This is a genomic window from Sutcliffiella sp. NC1, assembly GCF_027594365.1.
Classification (GTDB): Bacteria; Bacillota; Bacilli; order Bacillales; family Bacillaceae_I; genus Sutcliffiella; species Sutcliffiella cohnii.
The window spans coordinates 1,719,740-1,738,870 of record NZ_CP115153.1; the positions used below are offsets into that span (position 1 = coordinate 1,719,740).

Consider the following 19,131-nt stretch of genomic DNA (forward strand, 5'->3'; position numbering starts at 1 on the left):
ATATTTACTTGGTATCATCTCAGAGGTAGACAAAATGGAAAGGAAGTAGAAATATGTATGAATTAAATTATATTGTACACATCGTTGGGGTTGTCCTATGGATTGGCTCTTTTATCGTATTAGGCTATTTACTAAAGACGATGACTAATAACAAAGTAGAGGATTATTCTCCTATTATTACTAAAATACAAAAGTGGGTAATGAGAGGGACGTTGCCAAGCTTAATTTTAATTGTTCTATCAGGTTCCTTCATGATTATGCAGTTTAACCGAGATGCGATGCCACTTTACTTATCGTTAATGGAAATGGGTGGAACGATGATCATCTTACTAACGATCATTTTTGTATCGATTTACAGTGTGAAACTAACGAAAAAATTAAAAGGCATTCCGATGAAAAAAGATAAATCACTCGGACAACTTACAAAAATGTACGCTAACTTTTTATTAATTTCAGCCGTATTAGGAATAGTGATTATTGTAGTTGTCGGCTTAAGAGTTTCATAGTTAGAGAGAGGAAGATTAAGGATGTTTTTAGCAATAAGAGAATTAAAGCATGCTAAATGGCGTTTTACTATGATTGGCATGATTTTAGTGTTAATTTCATGGCTTGTATTTATTTTATCAGGATTAGGTAATGGGCTTTCTTCGTTAAGTGCTGCTACTTTTAAAAATATGGATGCCCAATATGTAGCATTTGAAAAAGGTGCTCGGCATTCAATGTCTCGCTCAGTCGTCTCTGAAAACCTTGTTTCTGAGATGAAGGCACAGGAACATGTGGAAGATGCTGCCCCGATGGGAAGTCACGTAGCAGTTGTTTTAAAAGAAGGTAATGAAGCAGATAGTGAAAAAATAGACGTTTCGATATTAGGAGTTGACCCTGGATCCTTTTTAGAGCCGAAAATAATTGAAGGACAATCGTTAACGGAAGCGGAAAATTACGAGGTTATCGTAAATAATTCATTAATAGAAAAAGGAATTAAAATAGGTGATACATTAGAAATAGAAGGAACGACCGAAACGTTAAAAGTTATTGGGTTTGTAGAAGGAGAAACATTTAACCATTTACCTGCCATTTTTATATCCATTGATCAATGGCGTTCCATTCATTTTGCTGCTCCTGGGTCAGATATGGGTGTAGAATTACCTGTTAATGCCATTATGCTACAAGGTGATGGAATTGATCTGGACAAGCTTAATGATGTCATGAATGGAGTAGAAGTAGCTACGAAAAAAGAAGCAATTAATGGAATTCCAGGTTACACAGCTGAAAATGGAACGATTATGATGATGCTTGGATTTTTACTAGTTATTTCAGCATTTGTCATCGGTGTCTTCTTTTACGTTCTTACGTTGCAAAAAGCAAATCAATTTGGTGTGATGAAAGCAATCGGGGCGAATAATCGCTTTTTAGCAAAAGCGATTGTGTCACAAATTACATTATTAGCTAGTGTTAGTATTGGGATTGGGGTATTACTTACGTACGGAACAACAGCTATTTTTCCTTCGGGAATGCCGTTTGCGTTAGACCCTATGTTAGTGCTAACTTATGCCGTTGTTTTACTAGTCGTTTCAGTATTTAGCTCTCTCATCTCTGTACGAAAAATCACGAAAATTGATCCGTTACAAGCAATCGGGAGGGTGGAATAATGAGTGGAATTCAGTTTAAAAATGTTTCGAAATTTTATCAAGAAGGTACAGGCTCCAAGCTACAAATATTGGACAAAGTAACGTTATCTGTACAGCCAGGCGAACTCGTAGCGGTAATCGGTCCTTCCGGTTCGGGTAAAAGTACTTTCCTTTCCGTCGCAGGGGCGCTATTACAACCTTCGAGTGGGGAAGTAAATATAAATAATACAAACCTATCGGAATTATCTCCAAAGCAAGTGGCAGAATTGCGACTAGACCATATCGGTTTCATTTTACAAACTTCTAATCTAGTTCCTTACTTAAATGTTTTGGATCAATTACTAGTTGTGAAGAAAATGAAAGGGAAAATAACAACGGCAGACAAAGAGTTTGCGAAGGAACTTTTAGCAGGAGTTGGGCTAGAGAATAAACTAAAAAATTTTCCGGAGCATCTATCAGGAGGGGAACGTCAACGTACTGCGATTGCACGGGCTTTCATGAATGACCCAGACATCATCTTAGCGGACGAACCAACTGCTAGTTTAGATAGTAAGCGAGCTTTTGAAGTTGTCGAACTAATTGCCAATGGCGTAAAGACGAGGAGGAAAGCTGCTATCATGGTAACGCACGACGAGCGAATGCTACCTTATTGTGATCGTGTGTTTCGAATGAAAGATGGGAAGTTAGAACTAGCAGAGGTTTAATCTTTACAAACGGGGGAAAAGGTCCAATGTTATTGGTGGAATGCGGAACCTTGCCCCTTAGTCTATTATTGAAATCCTCTCTATGGGAAAGCGAGGAAAAAAACTATTAAGTAGTAATATTATCTTCTTCTACTTTTCCCTTTAAAGCTTGTGAAAAAGAGGATAACATATATGCCATATGAACAACGCCTTCTTCAAAATCTTTTAATCGAATTGATTCATTAGGCGCGTGGGCTTTTGATTTTACCCAACCAACCCCTGTACTTACAATTGGAAGATTCAGTTGGTTTCCGAATTCGTACATCGGACCTGTGCCAGCAGAGTTTGGAGCTAGTACTGCTTCTTTTTCGTACACTTCTTTTGCTGTTTGTAACACATGGCGGATAAATGGATGATTAAAATCAGAACGGTATGCCTTTTGCCCATTTAACAATGTTACTTGTATATCCTCGAATCCATGTTTTAATAAATGTTTTTGAACCGCCTCAAATATAAGGTTTGGATCTTGTCCAGGTACTAAGCGGCAGTCCAGTTTTACTTTTGCGCTTTTCGGTAAAATGGTTTTTGCTCCTTCACCTGTATACCCACTTTCAATTCCACAAATAGTCATCGTAGGTTGAAATACCATCGCTTCTCTAGGGTCTATACCTTTTTCAGTTGTAATGAGTGGGCGCTTTAAACCGTAAAGCTTGCTCACCGCTTCTTCATTGAAAGGTAATCGTGACACCGCTTCGATTTCACTTTCTTTTGGCTTTTCGATTCCATCATAAAAACCTTCCACTAAAATATTATTTTGCTTATCTTTCATTGTTGCTAATGCTTGAACGAGACGCCAAGCTGCGTTATCTACATAGGCACCAACAGAGGAGTGCATATCAATATCGGCACCGATAGATGTAAGCTCCATATATGCCATTCCTTTAATTCCTGCTACCATATTTACTCGTTCTTGCTCATCTTTTGTTCCGAATTCCCAAATACACGCGTCGGCTTGGAAAAGATCTTTATATTTTGAGATATAAGGAGCTAAATTCGGACTGCCGATTTCTTCTTCACCCTCCACCATGAATTTAATATTACAAGGTAGTTCGCCAGCTACTTCTTTTAACACTTTAATGGCTGTTAAACGGGCAATAAAGTCTCCTTTATTATCAGAAACACCACGTGCAAACAATATTCCATCTTTAATGGTAGGTTCAAACGGTTCAGATTCCCATTCATTTAATGGCTCGGGTGGCTGTACATCATAGTGGTTATAAAATAAAAGTGTTTTCGATGAATCACCATTGCTCCCAGCAGGGAAAAAACCGTAAACAACAGGATTTCCACCTAGGTCATCTAAAGCTTTCGCTTCACCGCCAGCTTCCTCAATTAATTGACAAACCATTTCTACTGTCTCTGGAATCGCCTTATTTTGAGCGGAAATCGTCGGTAAACGTAAATAATCTTTTAGTGTTTCGATGGAACGATCTACTACCTCTTTAGTATAAGCTCTTAACTCCTTAAGTTGGACATTGCTCACAATGAAAACTCCCTTCGAAATAGTGTACCTTTATTTATTTCGAGATACGAAAGGAAAATCCTGTTTGGAGTTTAAATAAATATTTTAGGATGGAGATGTGTTTCGGGTACAGGCGTTGGTGAAAAAAATAGTGCAGGTGATAAATAAAATGAATGTGGTGATAAATAAAATGGATGCAGTGATAAATAAACGGAGTGCGGTGATAAATAAAAGGACCTCGGTGATAAATAAACGGAGTGCGGTGTTAAATAAACGGAGTGCGGTGATAAATAAAAGGAGCTCGGTGATAAATAAACGGAGTACGATGATAAATAAAATGGATGCAGTGATAAATAAACGGAGTGCGGTGATAAATAAAATGGATGCAGTGATAAATAAACGGAGTGCGGTGATAAATAAAATGAATGCAGTGATAAATAAATCGGGGTAGGTGATAAATAAAATGCTAAATACCCCACCAGTTAAGCCAGGGAGACTAATAGAGGGGTGGCGCTATGTCATTCCGATGCTAACTTCTTTTTAAATTAGTAGTGTGAAGTAGATGTTATTTTCTGAACTGCTAGTGGGATGTTCATTTTCTAAAAAATAGGTGGACGATCAGATCTGCCCTCTGTCCACCTACGTAGTATAAAAGGGGGCGCAGAGAAAGTGCTGACCCCCTAAGGACTTCTTTTATGGAGTAATCTTGATTCTACCTTCTACACTCGGAATAGGCTTGTTTGATTGTAGGGCTTCAATCAAGATGGTGCTTAACAATTCACCGCTGTCAAACTCTACATTTTCTAGTGAGAACATGGTATAGCCGTCTCCTCCGGCAGCGATGAAGTTATTCGTTGCAACGGAATACGTTTGTGTCAGATTGAGCGGTTCTCCATTGACAAGCACTTCAACCACGCGGCTACCAGCAGGCTTTTTCGGATCAAAAGTAAAGCTGATACCAGAAACGTGAAGGAAGCCCCCATTCTCACTAGGATAAAGACGTACAGAATGTTCAAGGCTAGCCAACACTTCTTCCCCTGTCAAAGTTGTTTTAACAAGAGTGTTATCAAATGGGAGAGTACTTAATACATGGTTTCTAGTAATATCGCCCACTTGGATGGAAGCACGTATTCCACCTCCGTTTGTTACAGCAATTTCTGTTCCAAGTTTGGAGCGCATCGCATCTGTGATAAGGTTTCCGAGATTTGTTTCCTTCGTTCTGACATCCGTTCTTTCCCCGTCAAGTTTTACAGAAGTAGTAGCGATTACTTCATTCAATTCTTTGTCAACCTGCTCCTTATAAGGCTGAAGAATTTCTACAATAGCTGGGTCCTCTGTTTTATCTTCACTGTCGCGATATAGGAACCCATTAACACCAACTAGGTTGCCATCATGAAAAATTAAATTAGTATGCCCTAACGCTTTTCCATGTTCAAATGCCTGTGTAACATAGCCATACTTATATTTAATCGGTGATTCAATCGTACTGTGGCTATGTCCGCCAAAGATGACATCGATGCCATCCACTTCATTTGCGATAGTTGTATCTGTATCCACCCCTGAATGGGAAATCCCGACAACAACATCCACTTCATTTTTTAGTTGTGCTACCATTTCCGTTGCTACCGTTACTTCATCCTCAAAAGTAATTCCTTCAATTCCCGCAGGATTTGTTTTTACAGCAGTATCGGTAGCGGTTAGACCAATCAGTGCAATTTTCTTGCCGTTTTTTTCAATAATAGTATAACTATCTAGGAATGGGCTGCCATCTTTTAATACATTTGCACTAATAAGTGGGAAGTTGAGCTCATCCCTTAAAGCTAAAAGCTGGTCTTGGCCGTAGTTGAAATCATGGTTTCCTGGAACCATCGCATCATAATTCATAGCATTCATCGCATCAACGGCTGCTTGTCCTCTATTAATATTGACATAGTTTGTTCCATGGAATGTATCGCCAAGATCGATTAAAAAAGTAGGGTTTTTTCTGCGTACCTTATTGGCAATTTCGTTAATTTTTGCTAAGCCTAATTCTTTGTTATTCTCGTTATACATAATTCTTCCATGTAGATCATTCGTATGGATGACAGTAATAAACTCAAACATCGTTTCGTATTGATGAAACATTGTTTGCATTTCATACTTTGTAACTGGTTTTTTAGGTTGGAAGGTCCGACTGTTTTTATCAATTAACCCTAATTCAGCAGCCGCAGAAAGCTCTTGATAATATGCCGGATTTATTGCTTGATAATCTTTAAATTCTTTTAATGTGTCCATAGAATAGGAGTCTCGGAGGTTAATAGAGCGAATTAAAAATACATAGGCTTGTTCACGCGTTACCTTATCATTTGGTCCAAAAGGAGTTTCGGTAATATCGGTTAAAATATTGGTGCGGATTGCTGCTTCTAAAAATGGTTTTAAATCAGCATCGACATCCGTGTAGGGAACCTCACCATCTTGCAAATCGATTCCGAGAGTGGTTACTAACTGCTTAATGAATTCCCCTTTTGTTACAGGCGCGTTCTCTTTCCAGCTAGCATCGGTGACACTTGGATTCCATAATCCTGAAATGCTGATCAAGACGGCTAAAACTACGACAACAAACTGTTTTAATCTTTTCATATAACCGCTCCTTTATTAAACTATTTGGTACAGTTTCTATTTTTTTAGAAAAATAGATTCTTTCGGTTAATATACCGTTAAACTTTTCGAACAATTTTGTAAACTTAAGAGGGTCAGAGCATCCTCTATTCCATACTCCCCTGAAAACAAAAAAACAACGCTTACGCTACGTAGCGAAAAAATTGTCATACGTTGCTAAAATTTAAGGATACACACTAACAATCATTATTAGTACATACTAGGGTTATAGAAGGAGATATGAGACAAGTAGAAACGAACTTTAGAATTTGATTCGGATTTTGTAACAATTTTCTTGGTCCCTCGTCTAAGGGATAGATTATTGGTTTGGAGTGGTTTGTTTGATTGAGAAAAAAGAACAGCAAATAGATGAACGGTATCTTAGAATGATTATGGAGGAACATGGTTCATCACTATTAAAACTTACATATTCTTATGTGAAAAACTGGAGTACTGCAGAGGATATCGTACAAGAAACTTTTATTAATTTTTCACAAAAATACAATCAATATAGAGGGGAATCAAGTTTGAAAACTTGGTTATTTCAAATTGCAGTCAATAAATCAAAAGATTTTCTAAAGAGTCCTAAAAACAAGTTAAGTCATCTAGGAATATCAATGGTTAATTTATATAGTAAGGAAAAAAATGCAGATGAAAAGTTAATAGAAATGGACGAATATCAAATTATTGCCAAATGTTTATTCAAGCTACCTATTAAATATAGAGAAGTTCTAACCCTTTTTTACTATGAAGATTTAACAATAGCTGAAATTTCAAGGATATTATCAATAAATGAATCAAATGTTAGGACACGGCTAAGTAGAGGAAGAGAAAAATTTAAAAAAATATATTTAAAGGAGGTAGAAGAAATTGAAGGAAAAGTTAGACAAACTAAAGACAGCATTGGATGAAACGGTATATAAAGATATCCAATTTAATAAAATAATGCAAGAAAAAACAATTAAGAAGATAAACAATAAACAACATAAAAAAACTATCTTACCTTACTTCGCGCTATCGGTAGCTCTTGCAATTCTATTCATTCTATCCCTTGGTTCAAATTTATTACCAAACAATAAAGAATTACTCGTTCTGGGAGACAAAAGTGAAAAAGAGGTTATAAATGCGAGTGAGAGTTTGAATTATTTATTTATAACTGAATTTGAGGAGTCAGACATTAATCTATTACTCGTTAATATTAATAAAATTACAAACAGTGTTAAATACATTTTCCTTCCAGATTCAATTTATGAGGGGAGCAAAATAAATGACATTACTAGTGAGGAAGTTTTTGAAGAAGTATTTGGTATAACTATCTATAAATCATTTAAGTTAGATCCTAGAACAATAGGTGAATTTGTGGAAAATAACAATGAATTAGAAATTATCAATGAATCTGATTTTATACATTCCAGTGACCAATTCAATAAAGGTGTAATAAAAATTTCTAGCGAGAATGAATTATTCGATTTTATCTCTATGATTAAAAAGGACCCTGAAGGGACAGAAGGTAGGAATAAAAGAATTATTTCAGTCTATAAAGAGCTTTTTAATAATGAAAACTTTCTATTAGAAGTATTACAACTAAAAACATTATCTGAGTTCGATAAAGTATTTTTGTTGGGTGAAAATTTTATGCCTCAAAATGATATTGTTTTTGAACCATATTATATTGAAGGGATGTACACTTCAAAAATAGGTGATTATGATTTAAAAATAATGAGAAAAGTATTTGGTAATTAATTTCTATAATTATAATATCTAATAACAAGAGGCGTAGCGGTAGATCTTGCTTAGATTCTAAAGGTAGTAGGGGAGAGTATAGGAACTGACTCCCCTTTCATGGCCTAAAGCTCACGAATTTGTTACCGTATAGCCCCATAAGGTAATACTGCATGAACTCCCTTTACACCATTGACTACTTGTGTTATTCGTAAGTCCACAGCAACACTTGCGAGGGCGGTAGCTTCTTCTTTAGAAATGCTGTATAAGTCTTTCATTAGCATAACCATCTCATCTAAAGCGACGGCAGCTGCCTCGTTTAAATCTTCGTTAAATCCAAATGTAACCCAACCTGAAGGTGTTTTTGCTCGCGGCATATTTAAATCCATATTCTCATGAACGATAAGCGTAATGTCGACTAAATCCATTGGGCATTCAATCGCGGTTCCAGAACTTTCTCCGTCTCCTTGTAGAGCATGTCCATCGCCAATCGAGAAAAGCGCACCATCAACGGAAATAGGTAGAAAGAGGCTACTACCTTTTCCTAACTCTTTACAGTCAATATTTCCACCGAAATAACCAGGAGGAGCAGTATGATGTACACCAGGTTCAGCGGGAGCAACTCCCATTAAGCCCATAAAAGGGGAAAGGCCGACATGAATATCTCGCTCACCAATTTTACAGCTTCCAGACATTGTTGCGGCATTTAACTTCCAATCTAGTTGTACTCTGTTACTGCCTACTATGCCTAATTTCTCATTTTGCCAGCTTTGGACGCCGCCAGCCCAATTTCGGCCATACCATCCTGGTACAAGTTCATTAGTGCGAACTTCTAATACCATTCCCGGCTTAGCTCCATCGATGGCAATTGGACCAAAGATAGGATGTCCTAGTTTTTCCTCTTTTTCTCTAGACTGAAAAATAGTCCTCTCTTTTCCTTCTGTTTCAGAATAGCCCCATTGAATATCAAGCGTCTTTAGTTGAATAGAATCGCCGGACTGAACGGTTAAAATAGGTTCATAATCCCTACTAAACGATCCGTGAATATTTTTAGAATCTAGTTCTATTTTATGTATCAAGTGTCTCCTCCTCCTTTGTTGTGTTTTTAATTATAACTATTTTCAGAAAAAAGGGAAGATGGAAAAGAGGAAGGGTGGGTGGAATCTTCAAGAATAGACCGCTACGAGAAAAAGTATGACTCCAAAATACTGAATTCGACAAAACAGAGAACTTAAATTAGGAATGGATATGATGGGGGAATATAGCGGTGAGATTATACATAGTTATCATTTTTATTAAATTATGGTATTTATATTAAGAATGATTATATGGAGGTAAGTAATGGGAAACGAAAATTGTGACATGATACAACGAAACGGTGTCAAAGAAAAGAAGTTAGAAGTAGTTGATGGGTACACGATAAAATACCATGCAAATGGAAAAACAATGTGGTCAAAAGGAAAAATGTTGGGTGATCAACCAGATGGCTATTGGGAATGGTATCGTGCAGTTGGAACGATAAAGCGTACAGGATACTTTGAAAATGGTGAGCCTGTAGGTGAATGGATTACCTACGATAGCAATGGTGAAATTTACAAAACAACTAATCGTGATAAAAAATAAAAAATGGGTCGAGGAGCAGGTCCCTTGACCCATCTTTTGATGAAAATTCCATTGACATGATAGTATTACCGTGCCTATAATACAAGCTTAGTGTGTAAACACAAGTATATGAATATGGAGTGTATGTATTGGAAAAGGAAAAGAATATTATCATCAAAGAAGTAACAGCAAACCCTGCTCCGCTTGGTTTAATGGGATTTGGTATGACAACCGTTTTGCTAAACATTCATAATGCAGGCTTTTTTGCATTGGATGCCATGATCCTAGGAATGGGAATATTTTTCGGTGGATTAGCACAAGTGATTGCCGGCATCATGGAATTTAAGAAAAATAATACATTCGGGACAACAGCCTTTACGTCCTATGGTTTTTTCTGGTTATCATTAGTTGCATTAAACATGATTCCGCTAATGGGCTATGGGGAAGCAGCTAGTTCCACATCAATGGCTGCGTATCTATTTATGTGGGGACTTTTCACGTTATTCATGTTTATCGGAACTTTACGTATAAATGTAGCCTTGCAAGTTGTTTTTGGAACACTTACCATCCTATTTTTCTTATTAGCAATTGGAAACTTCACAGGCTCTAGCTTAATTTTGACGATTGCTGGATATGAAGGGATTATTTGTGGTTTTACAGCGATCTATGCAGCTATGGCACAAGTGTTAAATGAAGTATACGGAAAAACCGTTTTACCAATTGGTGAAAAAAATTAATAGCTTAATAGTTATTTACTAAACGCTCTGGAACTTTATCTAGGGCGTTTTTTATATAAATACTAATACTTTTGAGTAAACGCGAGAAATGTCTTAATTAGCATAATTTCAACTCAACTCAAAAATCTTTCCCATTATGTATTGTATTAGCTCTCCTTGAATAAATATGTTTTAACAAATATGTGTGGAGTGATTCGTATGATTCTTGATGTCGAGAATGAAATGAAACGAATAATCAACATAGTTAAAAACGATCAATCAGCGAATGGGTCATGGGTTTATCCATTTGAAACTGGTATAAAGACGGATGCATGGATGATTATTTTATTACGGTCATTGGAAATAAATGATGAGGCGTTGATTCAGTCATTAGTCAGGCGGATTGTTAGTAAGCAAGAAGAAAATGGAGCATGGAAGCTTTTTGATGATGAGAAGAATGGAAACTTGACAGCAACTGTGGACGCCTATTATGCACTACTGTATTCAGGATATCACCAAAAGAATGACAAAGAAATGTTGGCTGCTAAACGCCAAATTTTAGCTTTAGGTGGAATAGAAAACGTCCATCTGTTTACGAAAATTATGTTAGCTTTAACAGGTCAGTATAAATGGCCTCGTTACTTCCCGCTACCTCCCGAAATAATCCTTTTTCCACTTTCTTTTCCAATTAATTATTTTGACATATCCGTTTTCGGACGAGCTAATCTTACCCCAATTTTGATTGTAGGTAATAAAAGATTTAGCTTAAAGACGACGCGAAGTCCTAATCTTCAAGATTTGTTTCAATCTAGGGAAAATGAACATCAGGATGATAACTTCTGGAATGAATCCGCCGAGTGGCGATCATTATCTACTTACATGCAGCAAGCTATTAAAAGTATGTTAAATTTCCCGGCAAACATTCGTGCTACAGCAATAAAACAAGCCGAAAAGTATATGATAGATAGATTAGAATCTGATGGCACATTTAGTAATTACTTTAGTTCGACCTTTTTAATGATTTTCGCATTACTTTCCCTTGATTATTCTAAAAGTCATCCTGTCATTCAAAAAGCGCTGACCGGATTAAAATCTATGACTACTCTCATTAATGGGCAAGTGCATATGCAATATACTACAGCAACTGTTTGGAATACGAATTTACTAAGCTACGCTTTACAGGAGGCTGGAGTTTCATTTGAGGATACTACCATTCAGAAAGCAAATCACTACCTTTTAAGCCGTCAGCATTACCGATATGGTGACTGGGCTATTCACAATCCGAATAGCCTACCAGGTGGTTGGGGCTTTTCCGATTTAAATACGATGCATCCCGATATTGATGATACGACTGCTTCCCTACGAGCCATTCACCGAGCCGTTAAGCACAACACGTCTTATCGTCATGCATGGGATAGAGGGATTAACTGGTTACTAACGATGCAAAATAACGACGGTGGCTGGCCAGCTTTCGAAAAGAATGTAAATAAGAAGTTGCTAACTTACTTACCTATTGAAGGTGGAGAGTATATTTTCCTCGATCCTTCTACTGCCGATTTAACTGGGAGGACATTGGAGTTTTTCGGGAACTTTACGAATTTAACGAGTAATCATTCTTCTATAAAAAATGGTGTGAAGTGGTTAAAACAAAACCAAGAAAAGGACGGCTCTTGGTACGGTCGGTGGGGGATTTGTTATATTTATGGGACATGGGCAGCGGTAACTGGCATGATTTCAGTCGGAGTATCTCCTAACGATCCTTCTATAATTCAGGCATTGAATTGGTTAAAAAGCATTCAAAATTCTGATGGTGGGTGGGGAGAGTCGTGTAACAGTGATATTTATAGAACATATATCCCACTAAACGCAAGTACAATCACACAAACTGCTTGGGCAGTAGATACATTAATCTCGGCATCTGAGAAAACAACATCCGAAATCGATGCAGGGATCCAGTTCTTACTCACTGCATCTAAAAAGGAAGACTGGACGAAACATTATCCAAAAGGGCAAGGACTGGCTGGCGAATTCTACATGCATTACCATAGTTACGATTATATCTTTTCATTGCTAGCACTGAGCCATTACCACAAGAAATATAAGTGAAGGTGGACAGAGGGACATCATTCCTTGTCCACACATTTTTTTCCAAATTCATGCAATTGTCCCATTACTTCCTTAATAGACCTTGCCCTCCGTATAAGATTGCTATATTTCATCAATATTTATTTCGAAGGCTCGTAATAATAAGTATAATATTTATGAATTAAATAGGAGTGTAGGGTTTCGGTTTCTAAAAAAATTTGGAGGACTTTCCTATTCTACCGTTCAGCATTTGAAACTTTTCTCTAGTACATCCGTATTAGATATATAGGTTTATTAAGGAGTGGTATTATGGGCAATATTTATTTATTTTCACTTATCGCGGGATTAGCCTCTGCGCTTGTGCTGATTCCGTTTACTAGTAACAAAACGAAGGAAAAAAAGGGGAAAAGGTCTAATCCGGGAGCGCTAGTAGTTGGAATAATTCTTATTATTTTTGCAATCTTTTCTTTCTATTATTTAACTAACCTTGATCGAAACTTCACTTCGTTATGGATATTAGCCATTCCAGTTACCCTTTTGGGGACATATTTCGCTTCTGGAAAGGAACGAATGGTTAAAGCGGTATTATTTTTAGGAAGTTTAGTTTTTGGGATTATTATTTTGTCAGCATTCCTCTTTAATGCGGATGAAAAATATGAAGTTGCGAAAATGGCGGAGAAGACAGAAATTGAAACGTTTGACGAAAAAGAGACGCCAGCAAGTGTTCCGCCTAAATTTGCTCGAAATAAGATGAAAAAGGCATTTGGACAAGTTCCAGACACGAGTTATTACGAACTCGGAAACTTGCAAATTCAAAAAGTTAACGGAGAGTATGTGTATATCGCACCTGTAGAATTTTCAGGGTTTTTCAAATGGGTGAATGGGAATACAACGCCAGGCTATTTTACGATTAGTGCTACTGACTCAAGCGACAATCCGAAATTTATGAAGGCGGAGATGGAGTATACACCATCGTCTTATTTTCATAAAAATCTTAAACGCCAAATAAGAATGCAATATCCGAATCATATTTTCTATGGAGATGTTCAATTAGAAATTGATGATGACGGCAAACCGTATTATATTCGATCTTACGGTCAATATATATCAGCAAGAAATGGTTTTGATGTAAAGGGGATTGTAATGGTAGACCCTCAAACAGGGGAAACAGAGGACTTTCTGTTAAAAGACATTCCAGCATTTATTGATGGGGCAGTGTCTCCAGAAGTTGTTAGCTTACAAAATAGCTATTATGGTAACTATATTCACGGTTTTTGGAATAGTCTATTCGGCAAAAGAGATGTAAGGCTGCCTTCTGATGAAGGAACAGAGGCAAATGTGAGTCCTATTTTTGATGAAAATGGAGATATGTATTATTTTACAGATTTCACAAGTCCGAAAGAGGGCGTAGATTCTATGCTAGGCTATTCTCTTACGAATTCAAGAACAGGGGAAGCAACTTTTTATACTGGTAATCTAGAAGCATCTTATATGGATTCTCAAGGTGCTTTGCAAATCATTGAAAAGAAATTTATTGAAAAGAAGTGGAACGGAGAAATGCCTGTCCTTTATAACTTCTACGGAGAAGCAAGCTGGTTAACGCCAGTACTCGATTCAAACGGCTTCCTCCAAAATTATTTCATTGTTTCCGCTGCGAACCCAGAAATTTCGGTGTACGCCAATACACCGAATGAAGCATTGAAGCTCTACAAAACGGCCTTGCAAAGAGGCGGGGGAACTGTTGATGGCAGCTCCAAAGCAGAGGAAAAGCAAGTAAGAGGAACCGTCATCCGAGTCTACAAGGAAAAGGTAGGCGATTTTACGACAATCACCTTCTTATTGGATAACAAGAAGAACTACGTCGTTTCATCTGAAAATAGCCCACTTGCAATCTACTTGGAAGAAGGCGATAAAGTGCAGGTCAACTATTTAGACACAGGTGAAATATTTATGCCGGTAAAAGAGATGGTAATTGAGGGGCTCTGATACTCCCACACCTAAAGGAGTGGGGTTCTAATTTACTTATATACTTCTCCAATGCTCTCACCGGAAGAATAATAAGTCTTCTAGTTACAACACAAAGGAACTCATATATGTTCAATTAGACTTTTACAACCAAAGAAACCTCTGTTTCTATTAGCGGTCGTGTCGGCTCATATCTAAACCGTTATTAAGTTTTTTATATACCTGTGCTAATGGGGGTTTTTCCTTTCTTTTTCAATCTTATTATTTCTAAGTCGTGCATTTTTCTAAATTTATGGAAGTGTTGTTCACATAGATCTCTATCTATTTCATCCAAGCTTTCCTTGCAGTTCATTAAAAGAAATGCTGAATATAAATCTCTTTGTATTTTACAGAAACCAAAGTTATTCCATCTTTCGTGCAATTTTTTCTTTTCATATGTATTAGTGAAATGATTGTATTGACTTGCTTTTATTAGTGTTGTGTTTACTTTATTTAATCTTATGCTTTTGTATTTAAGTTTGCGTTCTATAATGCTTAACAACATCGCAGGTGCTCGATTACTGATCGTTCTCCCGAACCTTTTCTTTTTATTGAATTTACCTTTCTCATTCACCGTTGTTTCTTTCGCTCTTCTTTGTAGTCCCTTAAAACTCATAGTTTCGACAAATATTACGTCACCCAAAGCAATGATGGAGTTAGCTAGCATCTCGTGATCCTGTTTTCTTTTGGCTCTATTCAGCCTCTGCAACTCTTTTAATTGACTCTTTTTTCTCATATATCGTTTTGAAAACAGCCATTTGTCTTTATTGCTAGTATCAAACGTACCGTCTTCTTTATATTTTAATGGATTGCTTGCTCTTCTACTTCTGTCCATGCTTCTTTGGATAATCCTTATCTGTTTATCTAGCTCGACAACACTAGGCGCAAGCTCCGTCAGCATAACTTTTGTTTCAGAACAGACTGCCACAGTAGAAGTCCCTATATCAATACCTACCCTTTTTTGAGTAGAACTATTATTTTTCATCCCTTTGGAGTTGTATTTTTTCGGAGGGGTGCCTTCGAGTACTAATTGAGCGTAGTATACATATTTATTCTTAATCCATTCTCTTTTAATTCTAACAAATTTAACTTTGTCTTCTAGTGCAAGATGGGCATAGACGTCTTTCTTTTTAACGATTGTTCTAAGAACTAGACCGTTCCAAAATATATTGTCATCCTTGTATCTGATACCTGTTGAATTAGACTTCCCTTCGACGGAATACATTTCACCGTACTTTTTGAAATGCACTTTTTTCCCTTGTATGTACATTATTTTTTCAAAAGCTTTGAAAGCTCTTGTGGCAATTTTTTGGCTGGTAAATGAATCTATATTCTTTTTAAATGCATGTTGCATCGGTTTCACAAACTCATGAATCGAATACTCGACTAATCCAAACTCCTTATTCAACTCTGAAAATAGCTTATTTCGCTTTTTGCCATTCTCCATCTTACAAACAACTCTATACTTTTTTGATTGTTTTAAAGCAGTATATCTTTTAAGCAGTTCTCTTAAGCACGCATTATACATACCCCTACATAACTCGAATCGCTTAGATAATTTATGTTCTTGATGCATTTCAGTTTTTATTCTTAACGTTAGAACATAGCTTGGAGTTTTAGATTTAGCCAACGCACTCCCCTCCTATAGGTATATTTTACTATACAAGAACGTGTGTTCGCAACAAAAACCGAACAAAATATCTATCAGAAGACATACACATCACCTTTCATCCCACACCTAAAGGAGTGGGCTTTCCCGTTCAGAAGTTCTGTAAATGTAAACGCGGTAAACAAAACATTATTACACACCATAGGAAACCACTTGAAATGTACATGCTAATACAAAGACTGATAGTGTTACGAGCACTATCAGTCTTTTTTCTGTTTTGATTTCCAGTTACGTAAAAATGTGTGGATGCGGTATGTCCCTCTGTCCACCTATGGTCCACACGTTCATTCTGTTCACTAAAAGGACACAAATGAATTTATTAAACAAGGTATAATAAAAACTGTTTACTTAAATCGAAATGGAGAGTATGGAGAAAAACTACTCCATTTTAGACGGTAAAATAATGTTGTTATTTTTATTGCCATTTCCAAGTTTTAATAATGAAGGAGAAACCAAAATGAAAAAAGGGATTATTTTAACTAGTATATTGTTATTAGTGGCTATTATCTTCATCTGTGCAATTCCGTTCACGGTTACACCGCCAGAAGACACGAGGGTTATTTTAGAACATAATCATGAAACATATATTGCCCCGAGTTGCTTCCAACAGGCGGAAATTACTAATTATATTGAAGATAGTAATTTAAAAAAGGCAAAAGAGCTAGGATATGTAGAGGAATCTTCCTGTACTGAAACTGCTTTGGAGCCAGTTAAAAAACCTATTGTATGGAATGTATTAGTCAAATTAAATTTGATTGAATCTCCATGGAATTAACATGAGAAAGGGACAAGTGGATGCTTGTCCCATTTTTTGTGTCTCCGCTCCTGCTAACTTCCGCCAACCTAAACACCCATTACTCACTATTTATAAATTGAATATTCGGAAGATATGTTGAAAATATAATTCGGTGATTTTATACTAGCTAAGAAATCATTATTCAATGAGGAAGATGATGGATGAAATCAAAAGGAAATGTAAAAAAAGTAAGTAAACCAAATTTTTGGGGAGAAAGAGAAGACAAAGTTCCATTAGATTTGAAAGAAATGGTATACGACCAATATTATAGTCGAAACACGTTATATGTATATTGTGACAGTTCTTGCAGTAAAGTTAGTAGAGAAATGGCTGTTGCCTGTACGTATTTAAGGAATGGTTTAATAATTGTGAAAAATCAACTGGTGTATTCTCCAAAAGATGTTATTGGAAAAAATATATTTGGAGAACTAAAAGCAGTTATTTTTGGGCTGACGCATTTTAATAAGTATTTAGAGATTTTTCATGACAGCGTTACAATATACTCTGATGTAAATGATATTGAGAGACTATTATCAAATGAATTTAGCTTTAAAAAGACTCATTCTTTAAGAAAGTTGCACTCTGAACTAATAACTCTTTATGATCGAAAAAAAAGAGAAAACCCAAAAATAAGTTTAGAGATAAAGTATTTACCGATACATTATAAAAAGCATAACCCCTTTATGAAATCAGCCCATAATGCAAGTAAAGAATTGTTGAGAAGAAGTTGAGGAGGTTGGAGAATCAATGGATGAACAACAAATCAAACAAAAGGTGAAAGGTGTGTTCGGGAAAAATGCGCAACAATATGTAGCGAGTGAATCACATGCAAAGGGAAGCGATCTGCCGTTATTAGTCGAATGGCTTAATCCTAATTCCGACTGGGTAATGCTTGACATTGCAACTGGTGGAGGGCATGTTGCGAAGGCGCTTTCACCATATATAGGGACTGTTTTTTCCACTGATTTAACGGAGAAAATGCTTGCTAATACTGCAAAACATCTCAATAAAGAGTTCAAGAATATTTGGTATGTTATTGCTGATGCAGAAAAGCTACCGTTTCTTGAAGGTACTTTTGATTTAGTGACATGTCGAATTGCTCCTCATCACTTTCCAAATCCAGGTCTTTTTATAAATGAAGTAAGTAGAGTATTAAAGCCGGGTGGAAAATTCGTATTAATAGATAATGTTGCACCTGAGGAAGATGCACTTGATGAATTCATGAACATGGTAGAAAAATTAAGGGATGAGAGTCATGTAAGGGCACTAAAAGTAAGTGAGTGGAAACAGTTAATGACGGAAGCGGGCTTACAAGAAACGAAATCTATCAATCGCAAAAAAACGTTTCAATTCCCTTCTTGGGTGGCACGAACCACAAGTAGCCAAGAACAAATGGATCGGGTGGAGCAATATATCTTAAATGCTAGTAAAGAAATACAGGGTTATTTTTCAGTTAAAATCAATAAAGAGAATCGGGTGGAGTCTCACAAAATCGATGAATGGATGGTTTTGGCGGAAAAGAGAATAAATAGCTGAGACCTATAATAAAGCTAGCTCTCAATCGGAAGCTAGCTTGTTCGTTCACTATCTTTTCGCAGATAATATTCTATATTATAATATACGTAAGAAGGAGGTGAAGAAAAGTGGAAGAACGTTTCGATAAAATGGAAAATATGTTGACTCAATTGATCCAAATGGTAGAAAGCATGAAAGCTGAACAGACGGAAATGAAAGCAGAACTAATAGGAATGCGATTAGAACTGACTGATATGAATCAAAATAATCAAGAAAAAATGAAGAGAGAAATAGCCAAAGTAAAAGCAGATCATGAAGAACTAAAAGGTACAATAAATAATTTAAAGCTTGAAAACGAAGTTGCACACCTGAAAATGGAAGAAACGTTAAAGACGTTAGTGAGTGATCAAGATTTTATTTGGAAGAAAGCTGTGCAAAACGAACGTGACATTGCTAGGTATGTAAAGCAGCAAAACTAGGACAAGGTCTCGATCGGTAGTATCAAACTACAGTAAAACTACTTCAAAATATATTCCCCGACCTTTGTTCTAT

The 19,131-nt window shown here is 36.5% G+C and carries 18 protein-coding genes; 13 read left to right on the forward strand and 5 right to left on the reverse strand.

Annotated elements, in window-relative coordinates; genetic code table 11:
• The first annotated feature begins 53 nt into the window (after positions 1-53).
• The 3 genes from O1A01_RS08840 to O1A01_RS08850 are packed head-to-tail and all read left to right on the forward strand — an operon-like array spanning position 54 to position 2,332.
• On the forward strand, positions 54-506 hold the full coding sequence (locus tag O1A01_RS08840; protein ID WP_066410652.1) for a hypothetical protein: 453 nt from the start codon (positions 54-56) through the stop codon (positions 504-506).
• A 21-nt stretch (positions 507-527) separates the two neighbouring features.
• A complete protein-coding gene (locus tag O1A01_RS08845) occupies positions 528-1,649 on the forward strand; it encodes an ABC transporter permease (RefSeq protein ID WP_066410650.1) in 1,122 nt (373 codons plus the stop codon).
• Positions 1,649-2,332: an ABC transporter ATP-binding protein gene (locus tag O1A01_RS08850; protein ID WP_066410648.1), complete on the forward strand. Its 684-nt coding sequence runs from the start codon at positions 1,649-1,651 to the stop codon at positions 2,330-2,332. Before O1A01_RS08845 ends, O1A01_RS08850 begins: the two co-directional genes overlap by 1 nt.
• 106 nt (positions 2,333-2,438) lie before the next feature.
• On the opposite strand, the gene O1A01_RS08855 is transcribed toward O1A01_RS08850, so the two are convergent.
• The 3 genes from O1A01_RS08855 to O1A01_RS08865 all read right to left on the reverse strand — a co-directional run bounded on the left by O1A01_RS08855 (position 2,439) and on the right by O1A01_RS08865 (position 6,452).
• Positions 2,439-3,854 carry a M20/M25/M40 family metallo-hydrolase gene (locus tag O1A01_RS08855; RefSeq protein ID WP_066410646.1) on the reverse strand — a complete coding sequence of 472 codons (1,416 nt, stop codon included), beginning with the start codon at positions 3,852-3,854 and terminating at the stop codon, positions 2,439-2,441.
• A gap of 71 nt (positions 3,855-3,925) precedes the next feature.
• Positions 3,926-4,312, reverse strand: coding sequence for a hypothetical protein (locus O1A01_RS08860; RefSeq protein WP_157076568.1), 387 nt, complete (start codon positions 4,310-4,312; stop codon positions 3,926-3,928).
• 214 nt (positions 4,313-4,526) lie between these two features.
• Complete coding sequence (locus O1A01_RS08865; RefSeq protein ID WP_066410640.1) at positions 4,527-6,452, reverse strand: 5'-nucleotidase C-terminal domain-containing protein; 1,926 nt, start codon at positions 6,450-6,452, stop codon at positions 4,527-4,529.
• A gap of 359 nt (positions 6,453-6,811) precedes the next feature.
• On the opposite strand from O1A01_RS08865, the gene O1A01_RS08870 reads away from it, so the two are divergent.
• Positions 6,812-7,381 carry a sigma-70 family RNA polymerase sigma factor gene (locus O1A01_RS08870; protein ID WP_066410639.1) on the forward strand — a complete coding sequence of 190 codons (570 nt, stop codon included), beginning with the start codon at positions 6,812-6,814 and terminating at the stop codon, positions 7,379-7,381.
• A complete protein-coding gene (locus tag O1A01_RS08875) occupies positions 7,341-8,213 on the forward strand; it encodes a hypothetical protein (RefSeq protein ID WP_066410638.1) in 873 nt (290 codons plus the stop codon). The genes O1A01_RS08870 and O1A01_RS08875 overlap by 41 nt, the downstream gene beginning before the upstream one ends.
• 122 nt (positions 8,214-8,335) lie before the next feature.
• Here the strand turns inward: O1A01_RS08875 and O1A01_RS08880 are convergent, their stop codons facing one another.
• Positions 8,336-9,271: an acetamidase/formamidase family protein gene (locus O1A01_RS08880; protein ID WP_066410636.1), complete on the reverse strand. Its 936-nt coding sequence runs from the start codon at positions 9,269-9,271 to the stop codon at positions 8,336-8,338.
• A 262-nt stretch (positions 9,272-9,533) separates the two neighbouring features.
• Here O1A01_RS08880 and O1A01_RS08885 point away from each other — a divergent pair, with 262 nt between their 5' ends.
• The 4 genes from O1A01_RS08885 to O1A01_RS08900 all read left to right on the forward strand — a co-directional run bounded on the left by O1A01_RS08885 (position 9,534) and on the right by O1A01_RS08900 (position 14,581).
• Complete coding sequence (locus O1A01_RS08885; RefSeq protein WP_066410634.1) at positions 9,534-9,815, forward strand: toxin-antitoxin system YwqK family antitoxin; 282 nt, start codon at positions 9,534-9,536, stop codon at positions 9,813-9,815.
• A 128-nt stretch (positions 9,816-9,943) separates the two neighbouring features.
• Complete coding sequence (locus O1A01_RS08890; protein ID WP_066410633.1) at positions 9,944-10,531, forward strand: acetate uptake transporter; 588 nt, start codon at positions 9,944-9,946, stop codon at positions 10,529-10,531.
• A 198-nt stretch (positions 10,532-10,729) separates the two neighbouring features.
• Positions 10,730-12,616: a squalene--hopene cyclase gene (gene shc, locus O1A01_RS08895; protein ID WP_270066049.1), complete on the forward strand. Its 1,887-nt coding sequence runs from the start codon at positions 10,730-10,732 to the stop codon at positions 12,614-12,616.
• A gap of 288 nt (positions 12,617-12,904) precedes the next feature.
• Entirely contained in the window at positions 12,905-14,581 is a 1,677-nt protein-coding gene (locus O1A01_RS08900) for a hypothetical protein (protein ID WP_066410629.1), read from the forward strand.
• Between the two features lie 193 nt (positions 14,582-14,774).
• Here O1A01_RS08900 and O1A01_RS08905 read toward each other — a convergent pair whose 3' ends face one another.
• Positions 14,775-16,229, reverse strand: a complete 1,455-nt coding sequence (locus O1A01_RS08905) for a transposase (RefSeq protein ID WP_094366086.1) — start codon at positions 16,227-16,229, stop codon at positions 14,775-14,777.
• A gap of 496 nt (positions 16,230-16,725) precedes the next feature.
• Between O1A01_RS08905 and O1A01_RS08910 the strand changes: the two genes are divergently transcribed.
• The 4 genes from O1A01_RS08910 (at position 16,726) to O1A01_RS08925 (ending at position 19,058) form a co-directional block, all read left to right on the forward strand.
• Positions 16,726-17,043: a hypothetical protein gene (locus O1A01_RS08910; protein ID WP_157076663.1), complete on the forward strand. Its 318-nt coding sequence runs from the start codon at positions 16,726-16,728 to the stop codon at positions 17,041-17,043.
• Between the two features lie 182 nt (positions 17,044-17,225).
• Entirely contained in the window at positions 17,226-17,795 is a 570-nt protein-coding gene (locus tag O1A01_RS08915; RefSeq protein WP_066417056.1) for a hypothetical protein, read from the forward strand.
• Between the two features lie 16 nt (positions 17,796-17,811).
• Positions 17,812-18,600 carry a class I SAM-dependent methyltransferase gene (locus O1A01_RS08920; RefSeq protein WP_270066050.1) on the forward strand — a complete coding sequence of 263 codons (789 nt, stop codon included), beginning with the start codon at positions 17,812-17,814 and terminating at the stop codon, positions 18,598-18,600.
• Positions 18,601-18,707: 107 nt separating this feature from the next.
• Positions 18,708-19,058, forward strand: a complete 351-nt coding sequence (locus O1A01_RS08925) for a hypothetical protein (RefSeq protein WP_270066051.1) — start codon at positions 18,708-18,710, stop codon at positions 19,056-19,058.
• Positions 19,059-19,131 lie beyond the last annotated feature (73 nt).